Genomic DNA, 23461 nt, shown 5'->3' with positions numbered 1-23461 from the left:
GATGGTTTCGCGCTCTCTGCTTGACGGCGAGGGCATGACACCGCAAAGCCGCGCGAGACGCCCAAAGGGAAAGACAATCGCGCATGAGCGGAAAATCGGAGACCAAGGACTTTTTCTGGTTCCTCGCAAAGCTCGCCCTGTTCGTCTTCGTGCTGCGTAGTTTCATTGCGTCGCCGTTCAACATCCCGTCGGAATCGATGCAGCCCCGCTTGCTCATCGGCGACTATCTGCTGGTCGCCAAATGGCCTTATGGCTATTCGCGTTATTCGCTGCCGTTCAGTATCCCGCTGATACCCGGGCGCATTTTTGCCGCGACGCCCAGGCGTGGCGACGTCGTCGTGTTTAAGGCGCCACCCAGCCAGAAAAGCGATTATATCAAGCGCGTGATCGGCCTTCCGGGCGACATGATCTCGGTGAGGAGCGGCACGGTGTATCTGAACGGCACCGCCATTCCGAAGAAGAAGGTCGCCGATCTCGTCATTCCGGTATCGGCCAACATGATCGAAGCCGCCGCCCGCGAAGGCAGCCCCTCGCCCTGCTACCGCCCGGATTTCGAACAGCCCGCGCCTGGCGGCGGCAAGCAATGTCGCTATCCCCAGTTTCGCGAAACCTTGCCCGCCGGCCAGGACTATCCTGCCAAAAGCTATAACGTCCTCGATCTGGTCCAGGATGGAGCAGCGGACGATCGCGACACGGTGCTGGTGCCCGAAGGCCATTTGTTCATGATGGGTGACAATCGCGATCGCAGCGCCGACAGCCGCTTCCCTGCGATCGAAGGTGGCGGTATCGGCCTGGTTCCCGAAAAAAATCTGGTCGGCAAAGCGATGATTTCCGTTTTTTCGACCGACGGCAGCGCCAACTGGCTGCTGCCCTGGACATGGATCACGGCAGCGCGCTGGAACCGCATCGGGGAAGGTTTTTGACCAGGCCCGATACGGCGAACTGGCTTTCGGGACTGATCGGCCGCGCACCGTTTCACCCCGCGCGGTTCCTGCAGGCGCTGACCCACGGCAGCGCCAATCCGCTCAATTACGAACGGCTCGAATTTCTTGGCGATAGGGTTCTCGGCCTGATCATGTCCGAATGGCTGTACGAGCGTTTTGCCGACGAGCCCGAGGGCAAACTTTCGCGGCGCTTCAACGTGCTGGTGTCCGGCGAGATATGCGCGGACGTGGCTCGCACGGCCGGCGCCTCTGCGCATCTCGTACTCGGCAAGCAAGCCCGCGACGATGGTGCCGCCTATAGCGACAACGTGCTGGGCGACGTCATGGAGGCGCTGATCGGGGCGCTGTATATGGAGGCCGGGCTGGACGAGGCGCGCGCGCTCGTACGGCGGCTTTGGGCGGACCGCGTGGATACCCAGACGAGCGCGCCCCGGCATCCCAAATCCGCACTTCAGGAATGGGCGGCCGCCAACAAACGCAAGCCCCCGGAATATGTGATGACGGACAAGTCGGGTCCGCATCACGCGCTGCGCTTTAGGGTGACCGTGTCGATCAGGGGTGCAGGCGAGGCGAGCGCCACCGGGGGGTCCAAGCAGGAGGCCGAGACGGCGGCCGCGGCTGCGCTACTGGAGATGCTGGGGGGATAGGCCCAGCTATGCTATCTCGGCACTGACTTTGAACGAAATGGAATGCACTTGACCCTTGATACCCAATCCCAGCGCTGCGGCGTCGTAGCCATCGTCGGCGCGCCCAATGCGGGCAAGTCGACGCTCGTCAATGCGCTGGTCGGGCAAAAGGTAGCGATCACGAGTCCCAAGGCTCAGACGACGCGCACCCGCGTGATGGGCGTCGCGATCGAGGGCGATGCGCAGATGGTGCTGGTAGACACACCGGGCATTTTCGCGCCCAAGCGGCGGCTCGACCGCGCCATGGTGCAGGCGGCGTGGGGTGGGGCGCAGGGCGCGGACCTGATCGCGATGGTGCTGGATGGCAAGGCGGGTCTCGGTCGCAAGCTCGAACCGATCATCGAGGCGCTCAAGCATCGCAGCGAACGCAAATGGCTGATCATCAACAAGGTCGATATTGCGATCAAGGAAAAGCTGTTGCCGCATACCCAGCGTCTCAACGATCAACTGGGCTTCGACGAGATATTCTTCGTATCGGCGGCGAGCGGCGATGGCTTGCCCGAACTCAAATCGGCTTTTGCGGCTGCGATGCCGGAGGGCCCCTGGCACTTCCCCGAAGATCAGGTATCCGATGCGACAGACCGGATGCTGGCCGCCGAAATAACGCGCGAACAGCTTTATCATCAACTCCATGCCGAACTGCCCTATGCCGCGGCGGTCGACACTGAACAATATAAGGAACGCGCCGACGGATCGCTCGAAATCCATCAGCAGATCCTGGTGGGGCGCACAAGCCAGCGCGCGATCGTGCTCGGCAAGGGCGGCCAAAGGCTCAAGGAGATCGGGTCCAAGGCGCGGGCCGAACTGGCATCGCTCATGGGCGTCAAGGTCCATCTTTACCTCCACGTCAAGGTGAAGGAAGATTGGGAAGACGATCGGGGCATCTATCGCGACATCGGGCTGGACTGGGTGGAATGACTGGTCGGATGCCCGTTCCCCGGCGGAAGCCGAGGACCGGGTAACGATCCGCCTGGAAATTAATCTGCCGCCACCTTCTTTTTTGCCGGGGCTTTCTTGGCGGCTGGCTTCTTGGCCGCTCCATCCTTCTTTGCTCCAGCCGCCTTTTTGGGCGCAGCTTTCTTTTTTGCGCCTTTTTTAGCCGGCGCCGCCGCGGCGCGCGCATCGATCAGTTGCGCCGCTTCCTCCAGCGTCAATTGGTCCTTGTCCAGGGTCTTAGGAAGCGTCGCGTTGGTAGCGCCGTCGGTGACGTAGACTCCGTAACGTCCCTCCATCAGCTTGATCTCGACATCCGAGCGGGGATGCGCACCCAATATCTTGAGCGGCTCGCGGCCGGCGCTGCGCGGCCCCCGATTCGCCGCTTCGGCGAGCTTCACGACTGCGCTGTTCATACCGACCTCGAAAATCTCCGAGGTCGATGACAGCCGGCCATATTTGCCGTCATGGAGCAGGTACGGACCGAAACGACCGATATTCGCCACGATCGGCTTGCCGGTTTCGGGGTGCAGGCCGATCTCTCGCGGCAGGCTGAGCAGCTTCACACCCCAGTCCAGCGTCAACTCCCCATCGGGCAGATCCTTGGGGATCGAGCCGCGCTTGGCTTCCTTGCCCTCGCCCATTTCGATATAGGGGCCAAATCGACCCGTTTTCCTGACGATATCCTGTCCGGTCTCGGGATGCTGGCCCAGCACTTCAGGCCCGCTATCCTCGCCCTCCGCGCCGCCCGGCTGCCCGAACTTGCGCGTATATTTGCATTCGGGATAGTTGGAGCAGGCGATGAACGCGCCGAACCGGCCGCCGCGCAGCGACAATTGCCCATCGGCGCAGAGCGGACAGGCGCGCGGACTGGAGCCGTCGGTCCTCGGCGGGAACAGCATCGGTTCCAGAAACTTGTCCAACGCGGCGGTGATATCGCTCGGCTTTTGCTCCATGACCTCGGCGGTCTTGGGCTTGAAATCCTTCCAGAAAGCTTCGAGCACCGCCTGCCACTGCGCACGGCCGCCGGAAATCTCGTCCAACTCGTCCTCAAGACCAGCGGTAAAATCATAGGACACATAGCGTTCGAAAAAGCGCTCAAGGAACGCCGTCACCAGCCGCCCGCTCTCTTCCGCGAAGAAGCGGTTCTTCTCGATCCGCACATAGTCGCGATCCTTCAGCACCTGAAGCGTGGATGCGTAGGTGGATGGACGGCCGATCCCCAGTTCCTCCAGCCTCTTGACCAGACTCGCTTCGGAATAGCGTGGCGGCGGCTGGGTAAAATGCTGGTCCGCCGTCACCTTCTTTTTGGCGGGCGTATCGCCCTCGCTCATGCGGGGCAGAAGTTTGCTGTCGTCGTCATCCGAGTCGTCGCGGCCTTCCTCATATAATGCGAGGAAGCCGGGGAAGATCACCACCTGCCCGGTGGCGCGCAGAGCGTGACTGCCGCTGCCGTCGACCAGATCGATGGTCGTCCGCTCCAACCGGGCCGACGCCATCTGGCTCGCCAGCGCGCGCTTGAAAACCAGGTCGTATAAACGCGCATGATCGCCGCTGCCTGCCTTGTCGCGGTTGAACTCGGTCGGGCGAATGGCTTCATGCGCTTCCTGCGCATTCTTCGCCTTGGTCTGGTAGATGCGCGGCTTGTCCGGCACATAGCCACCATCATAGCGCTGCGCGATCGCAAGCCTCGCGGCTGAGATGGCGCTGCCGTCCATCTGCACGCCGTCGGTCCGCATATAGGTGATCGCACCGTCCTCGTAGAGCTGTTGCGCGATACGCATCGTATGGCTGGCGGAAAAGCCGAGCTTGCGCGCCGCTTCCTGCTGCAATGTCGACGTGGTGAAAGGCGGAGGCGGGTTGCGGGTGAGCGGCTTGGTCTCCACCTTGTCGACGGTGAAGCGCCCCGCCTCGACGTCGGCCTTTGCCGCCATAGCGTCGCCTTCGCGGCCGATCGTCAGCCGGTCGATCTTGTCGCCCTTCCAGCGGACGAGACGCGCGGTGAAGGCCTGGCCGCCATGCTCCATTTCGGCGGCGACCGACCAATATTCCTGGGGCGTGAAACTTTCGATTTCGCGCTCGCGCTCGACGACGAGGCGCAACGCCACCGATTGCACGCGGCCAGCCGATTTGGCGCCGGGCAGCTTGCGCCACAGCACCGGGGACAAGGTGAAGCCGACCAGATAATCGAGCGCTCGACGGGCGCGATACGCATCGATCAGATCCTCGTCCAGGGCGCGCGGCTTGGCCATGGCGTCCAGTACCGCCGCCTTGGTGATCGCATTGAACGTCACCCGCTCCACGACGGGAGGCAGCGCCTTCTTGGCGCGCAACACCTCCTGCACGTGCCAGCTGATCGCTTCGCCTTCGCGATCAGGGTCAGTCGCTAGGATCAGGCGCGTCGCCTTTTTCGAAGCATCGGCGATGGCCTTGAGCTGCTTGCCCTTGTCGCCGTAATTTTCCCACTGCATGGCAAAGCCATCGTCGGGATCGACCGAACCATCCTTCGCCGGCAAGTCGCGAATATGCCCGTAGCTGGCAAGTACATGAAAATCGCCACCCAGATATTTCTCGATGGTCTTCGCCTTGGCCGGCGATTCTACGATGACAAGCTGCATTTTGGCCCCGGAAAATAATCTCTCACACGTACGCGCGAGTCTGGAAGGCGATGACGGCGGGCGTCAAGCGGCGAGTGATTAGGGGAGAAGGCCATGCCGCGCCAGCAACTTCCTCAGCGAGACGACACCCGCCCGCCGGCAAGCCTGTCCAGCCGTTCCGCCAGTTCCAGCTCCAACAGCACCGTCTGCACCACGGCGGGGCTCAGCCCGCTCAGGCGGATGATCTCATCGACGGGGACGGGCGCGTGGCCCAGCAACCCGATCACTGTGTCACGTTCGGTGGCTGCAACGTCGCTCGATACGGGAGCGCCTGCAAAGTCGACATTGCCCTGTCGCACCATGCGCGGATCGATGCTGCCAACCGCCTCGATCACGTCGGCCGCATTCTGGATCAGGATCGCGCCATCGCGGATAAGCTGGTTACAGCCCTGCGCGCGCGGATCGAGCGGCGACCCGGGCACCGCCATTACTTCGCGACCCGCTTCGCCGGCCAGCCGCGCCGTAATCAGCGAGCCGGATTTGGGCGCGGCTTCGACGATCACCGTTCCAACCGCAAGGCCCGCGATGATGCGATTGCGCGCGGGGAAATGGCGGGCCAGTGGCTGAACGCCGGGTGGATGTTCGGTCACCAGCAGGCCTTCCTGCGCCACCTGTTCCTGAAGCGCGGCATTTTCGGGTGGGAAGCTGATGTCCAATCCGCTGGCGATCACGCCGATCGTCCCGGTGGCAACCGAACCCTGATGCGCAGCCGTGTCGATGCCCCGCGCGAGACCGGACACCACCACAGCGCCGCGCTGGCCCAGTTCCTGCGCCAGTTGCCGGGCAAAGCGGATTGCGGCCGCCGATGCGTTGCGCGCGCCGACCATCGCGACGCACTGCCCGTTCGCGAGACCGACGTCGCCGCGCACGATCAGCGCCGGGGGCGCGCCTTCCATCTGATCCAGCAGGAAAGGATAATCCAGGTCGCCAATCAAAAGGTAGCGGGCGCCAAGCGCCTTTGATCGCCCGATCTCTGTTTCGACTGCGGTAGGGTCCGCAACGCTCGCCTTTCCGCCGCCGCGCGCCGCAAGCTCGGGCACCGCACGCAGCGCCTCACCGGCATTGCCGAAACGCGCCATCAACTGGCGAAAGCTGACTGGGCCGATCCGTGGCGAACGGATCAGGCGCAGCCGATCGAACCGTTCCTGTTCGCTCATTCGGGCGTTTTTCCCGCACCGACTTTCGGCTCGGTGCCACTCACCAGCCGCGCGATATTGGCGCGGTGCCGCCAGAGCACGATCAACGCCAGCGCCAGCGCGACCGGCAAAAGGTCGAGGCGACCGAAGGCTGTCACCGCAAGTGGCGCGCTCACGGCCGCCGACATGCCGCCAACCGACGACCATTTCGTCCCGAACAGCGCGGCCAGCCAGACGATCGCGAAGACGATCCCGGCGGGCCAGTAAAGCGCGGTCACCACGCCCATCATCGTCGCCACACCCTTGCCCCCGGCAAAGCGCAACCAGACAGGATAGCAATGGCCGATGAAGGCGGCGGCCCCCGCCGTCGGCCCACCGCCGTCGACCAGTGCCGCGCCGATCAGGACGGCGGCCGCACCCTTCAGCAAGTCCAGCAGCAGCGTCGTCGCCGCTAGCCCCTTGCGCCCGGTCCGCAACACGTTGGTCGCGCCGATATTGCCCGAGCCGATCTGCCGCAGGTCGCCCGCGCCGGTGAACCGGGTAAGGAGCAGACCGAACGGGACGGACCCCAGCAAATAGCCAAAAACAAGGACGAATGCGGGAAGGAGCCAGGCCGGGGTCATGTGTCTCGCCGAATGAGGATGGTGCGACCATAGCGCGGGAAGCGGACGGAGCAATGGGCGCCGGGGAAACTTCGCCATGACGCGCGGCCCATCCTCCTAATGATAGCGCATATTGACAGTCCGGCCCGCTGCCGCGACAGATCGCCACGATGACGGTCGCGCCCCAAGCCCCCCTTCTATTCTTCGATTCCGGCGTTGGCGGCCTGTCGATCCTGGGGCCGGCGCGCGCCGCATTGCCGACCGCGCCCATCATCTATGCCGCCGACAGCGCGGGGTTCCCCTATGGCACCAAGAGCGAGGCGGAGATCGCGGCGCGCGTTCCGGCATTGCTCGGGCGGCTCGTCGAACGCTATCGCCCCCGCCTGGCCGTGATCGCGTGCAACACTGCATCGACGATCGCCTTGTCGGCGGTTCGGGCCGCGCTCGACATCCCCGTCGTCGGCACCGTGCCGGCCATCAAGCCTGCCGCCTTGTTGTCGAAAAGCCGTATATTCGGCGTGCTCGGCACCGACGCGACCGTACGCCAGCCCTATGTCGACCGGCTTGCGGCCGAACATGGCGCGGACTGCACCGTGTTGCGCCATGGCTCGGCGGCTTTGGTCGAACTGGCCGAGGCGAAATTGCGCGGCGAGAGGCTCGATCCGGCGATCGCACGGGACGCGCTGTCCGGGCTGCTGGATCAGCCGGAGGGCGACCGCATGGACGTCGTTGTCCTCGCCTGCACCCATTTCCCGCTGGTCGAGGCGGAACTGGCTGCGGCGGCCCCACGGCGACTGACGTTCGTGCATGGCGGCGAAGGCATTGCGCGACGGATCCTCTATCTTACCCAGGGCCAGTCCTGGCCCTTGACCCCCAGGCCGGGGAAGGCGGTTGTCACCCGCCTCGATTCGGAGGTCGCCCGCCTGGCCCCTGCGCTCGCAGACTATGGCCTCGAACAGATCGAGGCGCTGTAGGACAAAAGGTCCGATTTCCGTGATCGCTCTTTCTCGCTATGCCTGCGAACCGTTATCGCTGGTAAATGCGGCCATCTGGCGGTAAATGGCCCACCAGAGGATGCGGGACTTTAGGGACAGGGCGTTTTCGTGGACTATAAACATATCTTTTCCCAGGCGATCGACCGGCTCCATAGCGAGGGCCGGTATCGCGTGTTCATCGATATTCTGCGCAACAAGGGCGCCTTTCCCAACGCCCGCTGTTTTCATGGCCATAATGGTCCCAAGCCGATCACCGTCTGGTGTTCGAACGACTATCTCGCCATGGGCCAGCATCCCAAGGTGGTCGCCGCGATGGAAGAGGCGCTGCACGATGTCGGCGCGGGTTCCGGTGGCACGCGCAATATTGGTGGCAACACCCATTATCATGTCGATCTGGAAGCAGAGCTGGCCGACCTGCATGGCAAGGAGGGGGCGCTGCTCTTCACCTCGGGCTATGTGTCGAACGACGCGACGCTTTCGACGCTCGCCAAGATCCTGCCCGGCTGCATCGTCTTTTCGGACGAGCTGAACCATGCGAGCATGATCGCGGGTATCCGCAATGCGGGCTGCGAGAAGCAGGTGTTCCGGCACAATGACGTCGATCACCTGCGGACCTTGCTGGAAGCGGCGGACCCCGATGCGCCCAAGCTGATCGCGTTCGAAAGCGTCTATTCGATGGATGGCGACGTCGCCCCCATTTCCGCAATCTGCGATCTGGCGGACGAATATAATGCGCTGACCTATCTGGACGAGGTCCACGCCGTGGGGATGTACGGCCCGCGCGGCGGCGGCATTTCGGAGCGGGACGAGATTGCGCATCGCCTCACCATCATCGAAGGGACGCTGGGCAAGGCGTTCGGCGTTATGGGCGGCTATATCGCGGCCGACCAGATGATCATCGACGTGATCCGCAGCTATGCGCCCGGTTTCATCTTCACGACGTCGCTATCACCGGTACTGGTCGCGGGCGTGCTGGCGAGCGTGCGCCATCTCAAGGGATCGAGCGAAGAGCGCGAGGGCCAGCAGGCCGCCGCCGCGACGCTCAAGGGCCTGATGCACGAGGCGGGACTGCCGGTTATGCTGTCATCGACCCATATCGTGCCGCTGATGGTCGGCGACCCGGTCAAGGCAAAGCGGATCAGCGATATATTACTCGCCGAATATGGCGCCTATGTGCAGCCGATCAACTATCCGACCGTGCCGCGCGGCACCGAGCGGCTGCGCTTCACCCCCGGTCCCGCGCACAGTGAGGCGATGATGCGCGAACTGGTTGCGGCGCTGGCCGAAATCTGGGACCGGCTGGAGCTTGAGAAGGCCGAGCGTCAGGCGGCTTGAGGTGGAGGCGAAGGCTTAACTTCGCATATTTCCCGCATATTTCGCCCATTTATTGCGCGGCTTTGATATTTTCGGAAAGTTGGCTGGAAATGTGACGGACGATGCGAAAGAGCCGATGGGCGCTTGTCGCACGAGGCGTGGCGTGTAGGACAGGGGATATTTTGGGCGTGAGCTTGCGGCTAAAAGCCGCCCGAACCTTTGCCGTCACCTTGGATTTGATCCCGGGTCCCGCCTGACCAGACAGAAGCGGATGCCGGGTTAAGCCCGGCATGACGAGAGAGGGTATGACTGCTGACGATCAGTTGCGGTCATGCAACCGTGCATTTCATGTCGTTATTAGCAGACCTCCGCCCTTGCCCGTTGGATGCTAAACCTGAAAACCAGATAGCATGTGGCCTCCAATCGATATAGAATGCCTCTTCCCAATACGGATCATGACTATGATCGTTGCTTTTTTGCTTTCGATTTCTACTCAGCCTCTCAGTCCCGAAACTTATGAGAACGACCTACAATGTGCCGCCGCAAGCTTAAAAAGCAAGTGATCCGCAAGCAAATTCAAAAGCGGACAACGAAGCGCGCATAGGAGGGCAGCTCGTTTTCCAATTCTATCTCGGACGCCTTACAATCCGAAATGAAAATAGGAACTGGATGGAGGCTGTCTTGGATAGAGCCGGGTCCATTGATGCTGGCGAAGCCTTACGCCTGACGGACCATTGCATTGGACGAAAGGCAAGCTTGACCATCGGCTATATAGGCCGTCTGGCTCAATAATCCCTGCGAGGATGCCTTAGTCAGCACGCGACTACTTTTTACCGTTCATCCGGGCTCAGCCATTGCTTGCAAGTTGCCATGGATCCATGCTTGCCTAAGGCGCTATAATGGAGGTGGCATGCACCGATGGGCTAAATCGTTCGCTTTTGCATCGGGCGCGGTTTTGGCAGCCACCTTCTTATGGCCAATAGTTGGGTTCGTTCAGGGCTATGGGTCCAGCAATAACGGTCATGAAGGCCCTAAATGGCGGCTATTCAGAATTGCGGAGCAATTTCGACCAGACTGGATACCGCATACCGGCCATTTACTCATCCCAGTTTGGCCTGCCCCTGATGCAGCCCATGACAGGAGTTGTTTGAATGAGCTTTACCTGAGGGAATCTGTGGGAGCGACCGTTGACAAAAAATACGAAGGGGCGATTGTCAGGGCAGCTATCGGCAGCTTGATGTGGAGCGCACGAGATGAAATTCTTATGCCGTTCGAATCACAAGCAATCCAAAAGAATTTCCCTCTTTCATTCGGGGCGCTCAACGGATGTATCGAAGGCAGCCTCGCAGCACCTTTTTGCAGAGGAATATTGCGCGACAAAATGGTCGCTGAGTACGAGCTAGCGCGGCCTCGATTAAAAGCAGCACTGCAAGGGCTGGTAAATCGAGCGGAGTTAGCAGCCTGCAAAATCATAACTGCCAACGGCCCACTCACGCGGCAGCTATTATCGCAAACGCCTTCTATTGGCGACTGACCGCGATCCACCCTCTCACGTCGTTCCTGCGCAAGCGTGGGCCCAGCTGCCTTTGGCAGGCGGATAATGTGGGGTGAGATGGATTCCCGCTTTCGCGGGAATGACGGGGTGATGGCGGCTTGGGTGCTCGGCAGAATCGTTGTCCTTCGACTCTTGCCCTGCCCTTGTTGCTCTGCCCTTGCCCTTCGCTCTCGCCGCTGCCCTGCTCTTGCCTTTGCCTTTGCCTTTGCCTTTGCCTTTGCCTTTGCCCTTTCCCTGCCCTGCTCTTATCAAAGGCGGGTCAGGCCAGTTTTCAATGCGTAGCCGCGATATAGGGCGATGCTGTGCGAGGTGGCGTCTGTGACGCGCGCGAGCGCCTCCACGGCCGCGGCGAGGTCCGCGCGGGGGGTGACGTGGAAGCGGGCGAGCCAGTTGAACAGAGCCTTGCGCCACAGGGGCGGCAAGCCTTGTTGCTGGCCGAAGTCGACGATCTCAAGCCTGCCGCCCGGCGCGACGCGGGTTGCCGCCCGGGCCAGCGCCGCCTGCCAGTCGGGGATCATCGACAGGGCATAGCTGATGAATATGCGGTCGAAGGTCGCGCGGCCAAACAAGGCTTTGGGATCGAAGGCGCAGGCGTCTCCCAGTGCGAGCGTCACGCGATCGGCGAGGCCGGCCTTTGCGATCGAAACGCGCGCGGTTTCGAGCATGGCTTGCGAGATATCGACGCCATAGAGATGCGCCAGCGGCCAGGCTCTGGCACAGGCGATGAGGTTGCGTCCTGTCCCGCAGCCGATTTCCAGCACATGCCCGCCCGGCGGTGGCGCGAGACCGGCGATCAGGTCGTCACGGCCCAGCAGATAATATTTGCGCGTGAGATCGTAGATATGCCGTTGGTAGCGATAGACGCCGTCCATCAGCCCGCCATGCCCCTGCGCCAAGGCGTCAGCCCTTCGATATATAGAGGTGGACGCCACCATAGATGGCGGACCGGTCGCGCGCGCCATAGTCGCGGGACGCTGCCGCCTGATAGGCCCAGCGGTCGAGCGTCGCGCCATCGACGCGGCCGGGCAGGATGCTGGCTTCTCCCGCCGTTCGGAACAGGACGCGAGCCCCCGGTCGCGCGGTTCGCGTGATCTGGGTCCACAGCGCGTTGAGTTGCGCGTCCGTCATCCAGTCCTGCGCATCGAGCAGGACATAACGGTCGACCGATCCCGCGGACTGATCCCTAAGATAGTCTTCGAGATTGGCATGGCGCACGTCGACCCGCTCGGCCCGGTCGACGACCGCCGCATGATGGGTGGCCTGAAGATAGGGCGGCAGCGGGATATCGTCATCTTTGCCCACCGCCCTGTAGCCCCGCCCGAACGCCTGGACGGCGAAATAATTGTCGCGGATATCGAAGTCGCAGGCGAGCTTTTCCAGCCGCGCCCTGAGCACGGCGTCCATCCGCGCGTCGCCAGCCAGCGCGCCGAACTGGGCGGGCGGAATGCCGAGGCCAAACAGCGAGGCGGGCTGGCTCGTCAGCCAGCGCACGAATGGCTTTTCGAAAATCGGCGCGAGGTCGCGCTCGAAGATGGCGCGCTGCTCGGCAGGCGACGTCGCGTCGAGCATCCGCCGGGGATCGACCCCGTGCAGCCGGGCGAGCAGATGCGCCGCGCCGATGAAATGACCGAGCAGGCCCTGTTTATAGATGCCGCGCGCGAAGCCGCCGATTCGCCGCCGGCCGATAAGGTCGCGCCCTTCCCAATAGCGCCGGGTCACATCGTCCAGATGCGGCGCGATGTGCGTATGATAGGCCGTGACGTTCCGTTCGCTGTCGGCCTGAGCGAAGAAGCGATGGAAGGCGGCGTGATCGGGCAGCGACCGCACGGCGGCCAGCTTGAGCCGGTTGAGGGCGATATGTGCGGTATTGAGGTCGACCGCCGTGATCCGCGCCGGGTCGGCCGTCAGGTAGCTCAACACGTTACAGCCACCCGATGCGATGGTGACGATATGGCAGTCGGGCGTGATGGCCAGCGCTTCCATATCGACCGCCGGGTCTTCCCAGATCTGGGCATAGACGAGACCGCGAAAGGCGAAGGTGAAGGCGCGTTCGAGCAACCCCTGCCTGGACAGACGCGGGTGCCGATGGACCGCGCGCCCGACATTCTGCTGCGCGATGGATGCCATGTCATGCGTCTCCGATATCGGCTCGATCAGGGTTCGGTCCTGTTCGCTTATGCGGGACCTGTGGCGGTGGCGTGACGGTTGCGTTACGATTTCGCGACGCCCTTGCGGAACCGCGACCGCCCGTCCCATCTTTTAGTCATCATGCCGCCTGCTTCCCACTGGATCGAACCCCATCCCACCGGCATCTACGTGCGCCCGGCGGACGCGTGGATCGACCCTTCGGCGCCGCGCGAGCGCGCACTGGTGACCCATGGCCATGCCGATCATGCGCGCGGCGGGCACGGCCATGTCTGGGCGACGCGCGAGACGCTGGCGATCATGGCGCTGCGCTATGGCACGGCGTCGGGCACGGCGGTGGACTATGGCGAGGAAGTGCGGCTGGGCGGGGTCGCGATCCGCTATGTCCCCGCAGGCCATGTGCTCGGCTCCGCGCAGATCATACTCGATCATGCGGGCGAGCGCGTCGTCGTGACCGGCGATTACAAGCGGCGGCCGGACCCGACCTGCAAGCCGTTCGAGCCGGTGCCCTGCGATATTTTCGTGACCGAGGCGACGTTCGGACTGCCCGTGTTCCGCCATCCCGATACGGGCAGCGAGATCGATCGGCTGCTGGGCGCGCTGCATGCCAATCCCGATCGCTGCGTACTGGTCGGCGCTTATGCGCTGGGCAAGGCGCAGCGGGTAATTTGCGAGCTTCGCGCGCGAGGGCATCATGAGCCGATCTATATCCACGGCGCGATGGAGCGGATGTGCGCGCTCTACGCCGATTTCGGGGTCGAGATGGGAGAATTGCGCCCGGCCACCGGTATTCCCGCAAAGGAGATGCGCGGGCACATCATCGTCTCCCCGCCATCGGCGCTCAACGATCGCTGGAGCCGCCGCCTGCCCGACCCGATCACCGCCATGGCTTCGGGATGGATGCGGGTGCGCCAGCGGGCGCGGCAGAAGAATGTCGAACTGCCGCTGGTGATTTCCGATCATGCCGACTGGGACGAGTTGACCGATACGCTGCGCGAGGTGGCACCGGGCGAGACGTGGATCACCCATGGCCGCGAGGAAGCCCTGCTCCACTGGTGCATGACTCACCAGATGCGCGCGTGGGCGCTGGCGCTGGTCGGGCGTGAGGATGATGACGACGAGGCGCAGGAAGAATGAGACCGTTTTCCCAATTGCTCGACGGCCTTGTCTACACGCGCTCGCGCAACGGCAAGCTGGACCTGATCGCGCGCTATATGCGGCACGCACCCGATCCCGATCGCGGCTGGGCGCTCGCGGCGCTGACCGGGAATCTCGACCTGAAGGCGGTCAAATCCGCCGCCATCGGTGAAATGATCCGCGACCGTACCGACCCGGTGCTGTTCGAGATGAGCCGCGATTATGTCGGCGACCTTGCCGAGACGGTCGCCCTGCTGTGGCCCAAGCGGGAGGATCAGCCGGCGGAGATTGACGACGGCTCGCTCGGCATCGCGGCCGTGGTCGAGTCGCTGTCAGCCACCAGCCGCGCCGCCGCGCCCGCCGTCCTGGCCCGGATGATGGACCATCTCGACGCGTCGGGCCGCTTCGCGCTACTCAAGCTTGCCACCGGGGGATTACGGGTCGGCATCTCCGCGCGGCTGGCCAAGACCGGCTTCGCGCAGGGCTTCGGCCTCGATGTCGATGAGGTGGAGCAGGTCTGGCACGCACTCGCCCCGCCCTATACCGCCTTGTTCGATTGGGCCGAAGGCCGCGCTGGCAGGCCCGATCCGGCAGGAACGCCCTTTTTCCGGCCTTTCATGCTCGCACATCCGCTCGAAGCCGACAGCGTCGACCTCGACGACTATGCCGCCGAATGGAAATGGGACGGCATTCGCGTCCAGATCGTCGGGACGGGAAGCGAAACGCGGCTCTACAGCCGGGGCGGCGACGACATTACGGGGAGCTTCCCCGACATCGCGCGCGCTTTCACCGGCCATGCCGTGCTGGACGGCGAATTGCTGGTGCGCGGAGAGTTTCAGGGCGCCGAGGAGCATGGAGGGTCTGCAGCCAGCTTCAACGCGCTGCAACAAAGGCTCGGGCGCAAGGCGGTGTCTGCGAAGATGATGGACGATTATCCCGCCTTCGTCCGGCTGTACGACATTTTGCTCGAAGGCGAGGAGGATCTGCGCGCCCTGCCCTGGACCCAGCGCCGCGCAAGGCTCGAAGCCTATATGGCGCGTCTCGACCCAGACCGGTTCGACATTTCCACAGTCATCGAAGCGGCCGACTTCGACGCGCTCGCAGACATCCGCGCCGGTGCGCGCGACGCCGCGATCGAGGGGGTCATGCTCAAGCGGCGGGACAGCCCCTATGTGGCGGGGCGCAAGGCGTCGCTCTGGTATAAATGGAAGCGCGATCCGCTGACCGCCGATTGCGTCATGATGTATGCGCAGCGCGGCCACGGCAAGCGATCGTCCTTTTATTCGGACTATACGTTCGGATGCTGGACGGCGGCCGGGGAGTTGCTGCCGGTGGGCAAGGCCTATTCGGGCTTTACCGACGAGGAGCTGAAATGGCTCGACCGTTTCGTGCGCGGCAACACGGTCAATCGCTTCGGCCCGGTGCGGGAGGTGGAAAAGTCGCTGGTATTGGAAGTGGCGTTCGACAGCATTCACGACAGCAAACGGCATAAATCGGGGCTCGCCATGCGCTTCCCGAGAATCGCGCGCATCAGGCGCGATAAGCCGGCGGCGGAAGCGGATACGGTGGAGGGGCTCAAGAGGCTCGTAAGCTGAGCGGATTTTGCCGCGAACCCGGGCATGTCTTCGATGGATTGATATTGACCAGGGCGCGGGGCTGATCCAGATCAGGGCCCACCACCATCCTTAACATTCGGGGCCCTCTCGCAAGGGGCCGGCCGGGAGAGAGATAATCATGTCGGTACAAGAGCAAAATCTGCAAATCGTGGAAAGCGCCTATGCGGCGCTGCTGCGGGGCGAAATGGAAGGCTTCGTCGCCAGTTTCACCGACGAGTCGGAAATTCATGAAGTTGCCGAGTCGCTGCCCTATGCCGGCGTTTTCAAAGGTCCGGGTGTCTTCCCGCTGGTCATCGGCAAGGTGATGGAAGTGTTTTCGGCGCTGAATTTCACCAAAGAGAATATCGCCGCGGCCGGCGACAATGTGGTGGCGTGGGGCCAGCTGGAATTGACCGGCAGAAGCACCGGGACGACCGTCACCATTCCGCTGATCGAAATCTGGACGCTGGCCAATGGCAAGACGACCAAGCTGCGCGTGATTTACGGGGATACCGCGACGGCGCTCAAGGCCGCGGGACTGGCCTGACCGGTCGGCCCCGCACATCGCTCATGACGAACGCCGGCCCTGCACCCGCGCTGGCTGACTGGCATGCCGCGCTTCGCCGCCTGGCGAAGGAGCGCGGTATCGGCTGGGCGATTTCCAGTGAGGAAGACGACTATCGCGACGCCTTCTCCAGCGGCATCGCTCCAGACGATTATCTGGCCGAGATCGAACCGCTGACCGAATGGCGCGGGTGCGGGTGCGGCGGGGGCTGACCGGCAGAGCGACTTTGCGCTGTAACCACAACAGCCTATATGGGCGCTTTCCGGGCCCTTTGGGGCAAGTGATGGAGCAGTTGAATTGAGCAAGGTTCTGGTCATCGGTGCTGGCGGCGTCGGGTCTGTCGCGGTTCACAAAATGGCGATGAATACAGATATCTTCAGCCATATCACGCTTGCGAGCCGCCGCATCGTTTCGTGCGAAAAGGTCGCCGAATCGGTCAGGGCGCGCACCGGCGTCACCATCGACGTGGCGCAGGTCGACGCCGATGACGTCGCCGCCACCATCGCGCTGATCGAAAAGGTTCAGCCCAAACTCGTCGTCAATCTGGCCCTGCCCTATCAGGACCTCAACATCATGGACGCGTGCCTCGCGACCAAGACCGATTATCTCGACACCGCCAATTACGAGCCGCGCGACACGCCGAAGTTCGAATATGGCTGGCAATGGGCGTATCAGGAGCGTTTCAAGGAAGCCGGCATCATGGCGCTGCTGGGATCGGGCTTCGACCCCGGCGTCACCAGCGTCTTTGCCAGCTATATCAAGAAACATCTGCTCGACCGGATCGACACGCTCGACATTCTCGATTGCAATGGCGGCGACCATGGCCAGCATTTCGCGACCAATTTCAATCCCGAGATCAACATCCGGGAGGTCACGGCTCCGTCGCGTCACTGGGAAGGCGGAAAATGGGTCGAGGGGCCGCCGCTCAAGCATAAACAGGCGTTCGATTTCGAGGGCGTGGGCAAAAAGAATATGTACCTCATGTATCATGAGGAGCTGGAAAGCCTCGCCAAATATTATCCCGAAATCAAGCGCATCCGATTCTGGATGACGTTCGGCGACGCCTATCTCAAGCATCTCGAAGTGCTCCAGAATGTCGGCATGACGCGGATCGACCCGGTGATGTACGAAGGGCGCGAGATCATCCCACTCCAGTTTTTGAAGGCCGTGCTGCCCGAACCGTCGAGCCTGGGTTCGACCACCAAGGGCAAGACCAATATCGGCGACATCGCGACGGGTGAGAAGGACGGTCAGAAGAAGACGGTCTACGTCTATAATATCTGCGACCATGAGGACGCCTATGCCGAAACGGGCAATCAGGCGGTGAGCTATACGACAGGCGTGCCCGCGATGATCGGCGCGGCGATGATGCTGACCGGCGCGTGGAAAGGTGAAGGCGTGTTCAATATCGAACAGCTCGATCCCGATCCTTTTATGGACATGCTGAACAAACATGGTCTGCCCTGGCAGGTGAAGGAACTGGACGCGCCGCTGGATTTCTGACGACTTTAGTCGTCACCCCAGCGCAGGCTGGGGTCTCAGGCGACAGGGCGCGGCGTGGCCCACGAGACCCCAGCCTTCGCTGGGGTGACGGAGTAAATATATGGAAACCAAGGCCGGCGATCCCGGCGCCTTTGCGCGCTTCGACCTGTATCGCGTGCCCTCGCCCGCCTTCGTGGTCGACGAGGCGGCGATCCGGCGTAATCTCGCTATCCTCAAGGACGTGGGCGACCGCGCGGGTGTGAAGGTGCTGGGCGCGCTCAAGGCCTTTTCCATGTGGTCGCTGGGCAGCGTCGTCGGCGAATATCTGGACGGGGTCTGCGCGTCGGGCCTGTATGAAGCGCGGCTGGGGCGCGAGGAATATAGGGGCGAGGTCGCGACCTACTGCGCGGCCTACAAGCCCGACGATCTGGCCGAGATCCTGAAAATATCCGATCATGTCATCTTCAATAGCCCCGGCCAGATCGCGCGGTTGAAGCCGGTCATCGACGCCGCGCGGGCGCAAGGGCGGCGGTTCGACATCGGGTTGCGGCTCAACCCCCTCCATGCCGAGGGCGAAGTGCCCAAATATGACCCGTCGCAGCCGCACAGCCGGTTGGGGTTTCCCGTCGATCAGTTGCGGCCCGAGCATCTCGACGGCGTGGACGGCCTGCACGTGCATAATCTGTGCGAACAGGATTTCCTGCCGCTCGAACGCACCTGGGCCGCGATCGAATCGCGCGTAATGCCCTTTATCAGTGGCCTGAAATGGCTGAACTTCGGCGGTGGCCATCATATCACCCGCGCCGATTACCAGCGCGACGAACTGGTCGCCTTCCTGCAACGGATCAAGGCGCGGACGGGGCTCGAACTCTATATCGAACCGGGTGAAGCGATGGCGCTGGATGCCGGCATTCTGATCGGCGAGGTGCTGGACGTCATCGACAATGGCATGCCCGTCGCCATCACCGACATCTCCGCCACATGCCATATGCCCGACGTGATCGAGGCGCCGTACCGGCCCGCCATGCTGCATGAACCCTTGGAAGGCGCCGTCACGCGCCTTGGTGGCCCGTCCTGCCTGGCAGGCGACATCATCGGCGACTATCGGGTGCCGGGCGGCGCGGAGCCGGGCGCGCGGATCGCGTTCCTCGACCAGGCGCATTATTCGATGGTCAAGACGAACACATTCAACGGCGTTCCCCTGCCCGCAATCTGGCTGTGGAATTCGGCGACCGATGCGCTGAAGGAAATCCGGGCCTTTTCCTACGCCGACTTCAAATCCCGCCTCTCATAAGGGGCGTTTCATACCCGGTTGCGCAACAAAATTTGCACATCCGCTTTACAGGGGGGACCCCTGCGCATATAGCGCCCTTCCGCTGCCCCATGGGACTTCCACCGCAAGGCAGCTTATTTCGCCCTGAACGACACTGGAGGTCCCTTGAATTGCACAAGCATCCTAGCGCGCTGGGGGTAGCAACCGCCCTCAAACCGGCAGCTCCGGTAACGCTTATTCGACCCCAGGCCGCGGCCCGGGCCGCCCGATTCTTCGCCGAGAAGTTTCCGGGTCGCTCGCTCTATGCGGTCAAGGCGAACCCCTCTCCCGACCTCCTTGTGACGTTGTGGGAAAGCGGAATCACGCATTACGACGTCGCGTCCATCGCCGAGGTGCGCCTCGTCGCGCGCACGCTGCCGGACGCCAAGCTGTGCTTCATGCATCCTGTGAAGGCCGAGGAAGCGATTTTCGAAGCCTATCACAGCCATGGCGTGCGCACCTTTTCGCTCGATACGATCGACGAGCTGGAAAAGATCATGCGCGCCACCAACGACGCGACCGATCTGGAATTGTGCGTGCGGTTACGCGTGTCGTCGGAACATTCCGAGCTCAGCCTCGCGTCGAAATTCGGCGCGGAACTGGGCGAGACGCGCGATCTGCTGATGGCGACCAGGCAGGCCGCCGACGCGCTCGGCATCTGTTTCCATGTCGGCAGCCAGGCGATGAGCCCGGTCGCCTACACCAACGCGATCGAGCGCGTGCGCGCGGCGATCGTCGATGCCGCCGTCACGGTCGACATCATCGATGTCGGCGGGGGCTTCCCGTCGCTCTATCCCGGCATGGAGCCGCCGGAATTGGAGCATTATTTCACCGCAATCCATCGCGGGTTCGAAAGCCTGCCGGTCAGCTATTCGTCCGAACTGTGGTGCGAGCCGGGCCGCGCGCTGTCGGCCGAATATAGTTCGGTCGTCGTTCGGGTCGAGCGGCGTCGGGGCAAGGAACTCTACATCACCGACGGCGCCTATGGCGCGCTGTTCGATGCGGCGCATCTTGGCTGGCGGTTCCCCGTCGCCCTGCTGCGCGAAGAGGACAGCGCGGCGGATCTGGAGGGCTTTTCCTTCTATGGCCCGACCTGCGACGATATGGATCATATGGTCGGCCCATTCATGCTGCCCGATGATGTGAAGGTCGGCGATTATATCGAAATCGGGATGCTGGGCGCCTATGGCGCGGCGATGCGGACCGGTTTCAACGGCTTTACGTCGGACGCCGTGATCGAGGTCGAGGATGAGCCGATGGCCAGCCTCTATGCCGAGCCGGTGCCCGCACGCCGTCTCGCGACTGTCATCAAGCTGGGCTAATCAGTCCAAGCCCCCCTTGGGAGAGGGTGCCTGTCCTCCGCCGGTAAAGGTCGGCGGAGGACATTTTTTTGATCAGCGCCGGAAAATGCCGACCAGTTCGACATGGGTGGACCAGCGGAACTGGCCGACCGGCTTGACGCTCTCCAGCCTGTAGCCGGCCGACGTAAGATGCGCGGCGTCGCGTGCGAAACTGCCGGGATTGCAGGAGATATAGGCGACGACCGGCACCTGCGACTGCGCGATCTGCAATACCTGCTCGCGCGCGCCGGCGCGGGGCGGATCGATGACGATCGCGGCGAATCGGTCCAGCTCGGCTGGCGACAGGGGCCGGCGGAACAGGTCGCGATGCTCGGCGGCGAAGCGCCGCTGGGTGCGGTTCGCCGCCAGCTTGAGCGACAGGAGGAGGTCGCGCGAACCCTCGGCGGCATAGACGGGCCGCCCCTCGCCCAGCGCCAGCGCGAATGTGCCAAGGCCGCAGAACAGGTCGGCGACCGCGCCGGTTTCGGGCATCGCGGCGCGGGCCGCCTCGACCAGCGCGGCTTCCCCGTCGGGCGTCGCCTGAAGGAAGGCGTAGGGGGGAAAGGCCACCGCAACACCGCCGAAGCGTATCGTCGCGCCCTCGGGCTCCCATCGGGTCTGCGGGCCATCGCCTTCGTCGATCGTCAGGCGCGCAAGGCGATGCACGCGGGCGAAATCGCCCACCGCTTCGTCCGCCGCAAGTCCCTCGACCCCTACCCCCTCCAGCAGCAGGTCGACGCCCTGATCGACGAGCGACATTTTGACATGGGCGGCGCGCTTGTCGGGCAGAATCGTCTTCAGAAGGTCGCGCAGCGGGGTGAGCAACGCGAAGAGGCGCGGGTCGAGGACCTCGCACATCATCAGGTCGATCAGGCTGTGGCTGCCCTGTTCGGCGAAACCGATGACGACACGCCCGCCTTGCCGTACGGCGCGCAAAGCGGCCCTGCGGCGTGTGCGTGGCGGGGAGAGGTGCGGCTGGAGTAGGAGACGCGGCTCGACGCCCTGCCCGGCCAGCGCGCCCGTCACGCGCGCGGTCACGAACGCGGCATAGCTATCCTCATCGAGATGCTGGAGCTGACAGCCGCCACAAGCGGGGAAGTGGATGCAGGGGGGATCGGCATGATGCGGCCCGCGTTGGACGGCGCCGTCCGGCATGATCCGGTCACCGGGGGCAGCCAGCGCCACATGGCGGCCGTCAGCGGTCACGCCGTCGCCTTTGGCCGCCACGCGGACGATAAGGTCCCCGGTCATAGCCGGCTCGCCAGCGCGGCGGGAAGATGAGTGATGAGGTCGTCGGCGACGAAGGCCGCGCCCGCCCGGCGAGCCGCCTCGCCATGCAGCCATACCGCTTCGCTGGCCGCCCGGAAGGGATCGCCCGTTACCGCCAGCCGTCCGGCAGCGATGCCAGCGAGCACATCGCCGGTTCCGGCGGTCGACAGCCAGGACGACGCGCCGCTGGCGACGGCGACCCGACCATCGGGCGATGCGATCACGCTGTCCGCGCCCTTGTAGATGACGATGGCATCGGTCCGCGCCGCCGCCGCGCGCGCGCGATCGATCTTGCTGCCGGGCAGGTCGCCGAACAGTCGGACGAACTCGCCTTCATGCGGGGTCAGGATCGCGCCCGGCGGTATCGCTTCGGGCGCGATCAGGGCGAGGGCGTCGGCATCGAGCACCAGTCGATGACCCGCGCCGATCGCCGCGTGCAGACGGGATCGCGCATCGTCCTCCCGCCCCAGACCGGGGCCGACGATTACGGCGGATAAACGCTGGTCCGCGAGAGCCGTCGCAATGTCCGCCGCCTCCGCGCCGCAAAGATTGACGATGGCATCGAGGCGGGAGGCTTCCCCGTCCGGCGTGATCCGACGCACCATGCCGCATCCCGCATGGGCGGCAGCGCGAGCCGCGAGCAAGCTCGCCCCCGGCATGACGCCGGCCACTACGGCCACGAGGCCGCGATTATATTTATGCGCATCAGGCCCCGGTGCTGCGATCGCCGGTGCGGCGAGGCGATGACAGTCGCCGCGAGCCCGGATGCCGATGTCCGCGCAGACGATTCGCGCTGCCTGCCCCGCGGCCGGATAGAGAAGATGCGCTGGTTTGAGCGCGCCCAGCGCGATGCAGACATCGAAGCGCGGCACGGGGGAGAGGATCGCGCCGCTATCGCTGTCCACGCCGCTCGGCAGGTCGATGGCGAAGCTGATGCCGGCTTTTCCGGCAAGAGTGCAAAGCGGATCGGAAATCGCATTGTCCAGACCACGTGACAGGCCAGTGCCGAACAGCGCATCGACTAGCTGGGACGCGGGGGCGGCGCCCGTGAGCGGCTCGACGGGGCCGTGCCACAGGCTGCGCGCCCGTTGGCTTGAGGGGGTGCGGCTTTCGCCCGTCGCAGCCACCCTGACGGGCAATCCGCGTGCGCGCAACAGACGGGCGATGACGAAACCATCGCCGCCATTATTGCCCGGTCCACAGAGTATCAGCGCGTCGCGACGCCCGCCCGCCCGCCAGATGATGTCTGCGGCAGCGGCGCCAGCCCGCTCCATCAGGTCATATTCGGACAAGCCGCTTGCAAAGACCGCCTGTTCGGCGGCGCGCATCTGTCCCGCCGTGAGGATAGGAGCGGGAGTCATGGGCGCGGCGCGGCGATCGTCGCTGGCAGGCGATAGCGGTCCGATCCGACCGCGAGTTCGATTCGGCGATCCCCGATGATGGAAAGCCCGGCCTGCTCCGCTCCATCGGCCGGGACGAGGCCGCGGCCGTCGGTGACGATGCGCAGCCGACGAAAGCCACCATCGGGATGACGAAGCGTCAGCAATGGCCCCTCAGCGGTGTCGCTGCGCTCGACGCGGCAGTCGCGCGCCCAGTCCGCGCCTTGTCCGATCGCGCAATCGGCTTTGCCGTCATCGGCGAGCGAATCCCGGCCGGCCTGTACAGTAGCGTTTTGGGGCGCCCTGCCGCTGCCGCAAGCGGTCAGGGGGACACATAAAAGCCCTGCCGCGATCAGCCCGTCACTCATCCGCATTCGCTTTACCCCTGGATCGCGATGTTCAAGGGCTGCCTTAT

General features: G+C 63.8%; 21 protein-coding genes. 13 read left to right on the top strand and 8 right to left on the bottom strand.

What is annotated here, in order from left to right; translation table 11 throughout:
• The first annotated feature begins 83 nt into the window (after positions 1 to 83).
• Genes lepB through era form a run of 3 tightly spaced genes read left to right on the top strand, consistent with a single transcriptional unit; the run spans position 84 to position 2548 of the window.
• Entirely contained in the window at positions 84 to 923 is an 840-nt protein-coding gene (gene lepB, locus WG907_RS11805) for a signal peptidase I (protein ID WP_340232963.1), read from the top strand.
• Positions 878 to 1591, top strand: coding sequence for a ribonuclease III (gene rnc, locus WG907_RS11800; RefSeq protein WP_340232962.1), 714 nt, complete (start codon positions 878 to 880; stop codon positions 1589 to 1591). The genes lepB and rnc overlap by 46 nt, the downstream gene beginning before the upstream one ends.
• Positions 1592 to 1639: 48 nt before the next feature.
• Positions 1640 to 2548, top strand: coding sequence for a GTPase Era (gene era, locus WG907_RS11795; protein WP_340232961.1), 909 nt, complete (start codon positions 1640 to 1642; stop codon positions 2546 to 2548).
• A 59-nt stretch (positions 2549 to 2607) separates the two neighbouring features.
• On the opposite strand, the gene topA is transcribed toward era, so the two are convergent.
• The 3 genes from topA to plsY all read right to left on the bottom strand — a co-directional run bounded on the left by topA (position 2608) and on the right by plsY (position 6979).
• Positions 2608 to 5181 (bottom strand): type I DNA topoisomerase, encoded by a 2574-nt coding sequence (gene topA, locus WG907_RS11790; RefSeq protein WP_340232960.1) that lies wholly within the window; start codon positions 5179 to 5181, stop codon positions 2608 to 2610.
• Between the two features lie 113 nt (positions 5182 to 5294).
• Complete coding sequence (gene dprA / locus WG907_RS11785; RefSeq protein WP_340232959.1) at positions 5295 to 6377, bottom strand: DNA-processing protein DprA; 1083 nt, start codon at positions 6375 to 6377, stop codon at positions 5295 to 5297.
• Positions 6374 to 6979, bottom strand: coding sequence for a glycerol-3-phosphate 1-O-acyltransferase PlsY (plsY, locus tag WG907_RS11780; protein WP_340232958.1), 606 nt, complete (start codon positions 6977 to 6979; stop codon positions 6374 to 6376). The genes dprA and plsY overlap by 4 nt, the downstream gene beginning before the upstream one ends.
• 149 nt (positions 6980 to 7128) lie before the next feature.
• Between plsY and murI the strand changes: the two genes are divergently transcribed.
• From murI to WG907_RS11765, 3 genes are all read left to right on the top strand, one after another.
• Positions 7129 to 7932 (top strand): glutamate racemase, encoded by an 804-nt coding sequence (gene murI / locus WG907_RS11775; RefSeq protein WP_340232957.1) that lies wholly within the window; start codon positions 7129 to 7131, stop codon positions 7930 to 7932.
• 129 nt (positions 7933 to 8061) lie between these two features.
• Positions 8062 to 9288: a 5-aminolevulinate synthase gene (hemA, locus tag WG907_RS11770; protein ID WP_340232956.1), complete on the top strand. Its 1227-nt coding sequence runs from the start codon at positions 8062 to 8064 to the stop codon at positions 9286 to 9288.
• 1126 nt (positions 9289 to 10414) lie between these two features.
• On the top strand, positions 10415 to 10801 hold the full coding sequence (locus tag WG907_RS11765; protein WP_340232955.1) for a hypothetical protein: 387 nt from the start codon (positions 10415 to 10417) through the stop codon (positions 10799 to 10801).
• Positions 10802 to 11070: 269 nt separating this feature from the next.
• On the opposite strand, the gene WG907_RS11760 is transcribed toward WG907_RS11765, so the two are convergent.
• Both WG907_RS11760 and WG907_RS11755 read right to left on the bottom strand, forming a co-directional pair.
• Positions 11071 to 11694 carry a class I SAM-dependent methyltransferase gene (locus WG907_RS11760; protein ID WP_340233069.1) on the bottom strand — a complete coding sequence of 208 codons (624 nt, stop codon included), beginning with the start codon at positions 11692 to 11694 and terminating at the stop codon, positions 11071 to 11073.
• A 28-nt stretch (positions 11695 to 11722) separates the two neighbouring features.
• Positions 11723 to 12949 carry a BtaA family protein gene (locus WG907_RS11755; RefSeq protein WP_340232954.1) on the bottom strand — a complete coding sequence of 409 codons (1227 nt, stop codon included), beginning with the start codon at positions 12947 to 12949 and terminating at the stop codon, positions 11723 to 11725.
• Positions 12950 to 13090: 141 nt separating this feature from the next.
• Here WG907_RS11755 and WG907_RS11750 point away from each other — a divergent pair, with 141 nt between their 5' ends.
• From WG907_RS11750 to WG907_RS11720, 7 genes are all read left to right on the top strand, one after another.
• Positions 13091 to 14104: a ligase-associated DNA damage response exonuclease gene (locus WG907_RS11750; protein ID WP_340232953.1), complete on the top strand. Its 1014-nt coding sequence runs from the start codon at positions 13091 to 13093 to the stop codon at positions 14102 to 14104.
• Complete coding sequence (locus WG907_RS11745) at positions 14101 to 15699, top strand: cisplatin damage response ATP-dependent DNA ligase (RefSeq protein WP_340232952.1); 1599 nt, start codon at positions 14101 to 14103, stop codon at positions 15697 to 15699. The genes WG907_RS11750 and WG907_RS11745 overlap by 4 nt, the downstream gene beginning before the upstream one ends.
• 139 nt (positions 15700 to 15838) lie before the next feature.
• Positions 15839 to 16246, top strand: coding sequence for a nuclear transport factor 2 family protein (locus tag WG907_RS11740; RefSeq protein ID WP_340232951.1), 408 nt, complete (start codon positions 15839 to 15841; stop codon positions 16244 to 16246).
• 23 nt (positions 16247 to 16269) lie between these two features.
• A complete protein-coding gene (locus WG907_RS11735; RefSeq protein WP_340232950.1) occupies positions 16270 to 16476 on the top strand; it encodes a hypothetical protein in 207 nt (68 codons plus the stop codon).
• A gap of 85 nt (positions 16477 to 16561) precedes the next feature.
• The gene (locus WG907_RS11730; RefSeq protein WP_340232949.1) at positions 16562 to 17767 is read left to right on the top strand and encodes a saccharopine dehydrogenase family protein; all 1206 of its coding nucleotides are present in this window, start codon (positions 16562 to 16564) and stop codon (positions 17765 to 17767) included.
• Between the two features lie 100 nt (positions 17768 to 17867).
• The gene (locus WG907_RS11725) at positions 17868 to 19040 is read left to right on the top strand and encodes a carboxynorspermidine decarboxylase (RefSeq protein WP_340232948.1); all 1173 of its coding nucleotides are present in this window, start codon (positions 17868 to 17870) and stop codon (positions 19038 to 19040) included.
• Positions 19041 to 19189: 149 nt separating this feature from the next.
• The gene (locus WG907_RS11720; protein ID WP_340232947.1) at positions 19190 to 20380 is read left to right on the top strand and encodes a type III PLP-dependent enzyme domain-containing protein; all 1191 of its coding nucleotides are present in this window, start codon (positions 19190 to 19192) and stop codon (positions 20378 to 20380) included.
• A 72-nt stretch (positions 20381 to 20452) separates the two neighbouring features.
• Here the strand turns inward: WG907_RS11720 and WG907_RS11715 are convergent, their stop codons facing one another.
• From WG907_RS11715 to WG907_RS11705, 3 genes are read right to left on the bottom strand one after another with little or no spacing between them, the layout of a single operon-like run.
• Entirely contained in the window at positions 20453 to 21649 is a 1197-nt protein-coding gene (locus WG907_RS11715) for a class I SAM-dependent RNA methyltransferase (RefSeq protein WP_340232946.1), read from the bottom strand.
• Positions 21646 to 23028, bottom strand: coding sequence for an NAD(P)H-hydrate dehydratase (locus WG907_RS11710; RefSeq protein WP_340232945.1), 1383 nt, complete (start codon positions 23026 to 23028; stop codon positions 21646 to 21648). Before WG907_RS11710 ends, WG907_RS11715 begins: the two co-directional genes overlap by 4 nt.
• Complete coding sequence (locus WG907_RS11705) at positions 23025 to 23420, bottom strand: hypothetical protein (protein WP_340232944.1); 396 nt, start codon at positions 23418 to 23420, stop codon at positions 23025 to 23027. The genes WG907_RS11710 and WG907_RS11705 overlap by 4 nt, the downstream gene beginning before the upstream one ends.
• Between the last annotated feature and the right edge of the window lie 41 nt (positions 23421 to 23461).

Source organism: Sphingobium fluminis, from assembly GCF_037723805.1.
Classification (GTDB): domain Bacteria; phylum Pseudomonadota; class Alphaproteobacteria; order Sphingomonadales; family Sphingomonadaceae; genus Sphingobium.
Note: the sequence above shows the minus strand (reverse complement) of the source record. Positions and strands in the feature narration are given on the sequence as shown.

What these genes read in the sequence shown, in the direction of transcription:
- WG907_RS11725 (WP_340232948.1), top strand. Translation starts at nt 17,868, where the DNA reads ATGGAAACCAAGGCCGGCGATCCCGGCGCCTTTGCGCGCTTCGACCTG.
- topA (WP_340232960.1), bottom strand. Translation starts at nt 5,181, where the DNA reads ATGCAGCTTGTCATCGTAGAATCGCCGGCCAAGGCGAAGACCATCGAG.
- WG907_RS11740 (WP_340232951.1), top strand. Translation starts at nt 15,839, where the DNA reads ATGTCGGTACAAGAGCAAAATCTGCAAATCGTGGAAAGCGCCTATGCG.
- WG907_RS11755 (WP_340232954.1), bottom strand. Translation starts at nt 12,949, where the DNA reads ATGGCATCCATCGCGCAGCAGAATGTCGGGCGCGCGGTCCATCGGCAC.
- WG907_RS11760 (WP_340233069.1), bottom strand. Translation starts at nt 11,694, where the DNA reads ATGGACGGCGTCTATCGCTACCAACGGCATATCTACGATCTCACGCGC.
- lepB (WP_340232963.1), top strand. Translation starts at nt 84, where the DNA reads ATGAGCGGAAAATCGGAGACCAAGGACTTTTTCTGGTTCCTCGCAAAG.
- rnc (WP_340232962.1), top strand. Translation starts at nt 878, where the DNA reads ATGGATCACGGCAGCGCGCTGGAACCGCATCGGGGAAGGTTTTTGACC.
- dprA (WP_340232959.1), bottom strand. Translation starts at nt 6,377, where the DNA reads ATGAGCGAACAGGAACGGTTCGATCGGCTGCGCCTGATCCGTTCGCCA.
- WG907_RS11745 (WP_340232952.1), top strand. Translation starts at nt 14,101, where the DNA reads ATGAGACCGTTTTCCCAATTGCTCGACGGCCTTGTCTACACGCGCTCG.
- murI (WP_340232957.1), top strand. Translation starts at nt 7,129, where the DNA reads ATGACGGTCGCGCCCCAAGCCCCCCTTCTATTCTTCGATTCCGGCGTT.
- WG907_RS11750 (WP_340232953.1), top strand. Translation starts at nt 13,091, where the DNA reads ATGCCGCCTGCTTCCCACTGGATCGAACCCCATCCCACCGGCATCTAC.
- WG907_RS11710 (WP_340232945.1), bottom strand. Translation starts at nt 23,028, where the DNA reads ATGACTCCCGCTCCTATCCTCACGGCGGGACAGATGCGCGCCGCCGAA.
- WG907_RS11715 (WP_340232946.1), bottom strand. Translation starts at nt 21,649, where the DNA reads ATGACCGGGGACCTTATCGTCCGCGTGGCGGCCAAAGGCGACGGCGTG.
- WG907_RS11735 (WP_340232950.1), top strand. Translation starts at nt 16,270, where the DNA reads ATGACGAACGCCGGCCCTGCACCCGCGCTGGCTGACTGGCATGCCGCG.
- WG907_RS11705 (WP_340232944.1), bottom strand. Translation starts at nt 23,420, where the DNA reads ATGCGGATGAGTGACGGGCTGATCGCGGCAGGGCTTTTATGTGTCCCC.
- plsY (WP_340232958.1), bottom strand. Translation starts at nt 6,979, where the DNA reads ATGACCCCGGCCTGGCTCCTTCCCGCATTCGTCCTTGTTTTTGGCTAT.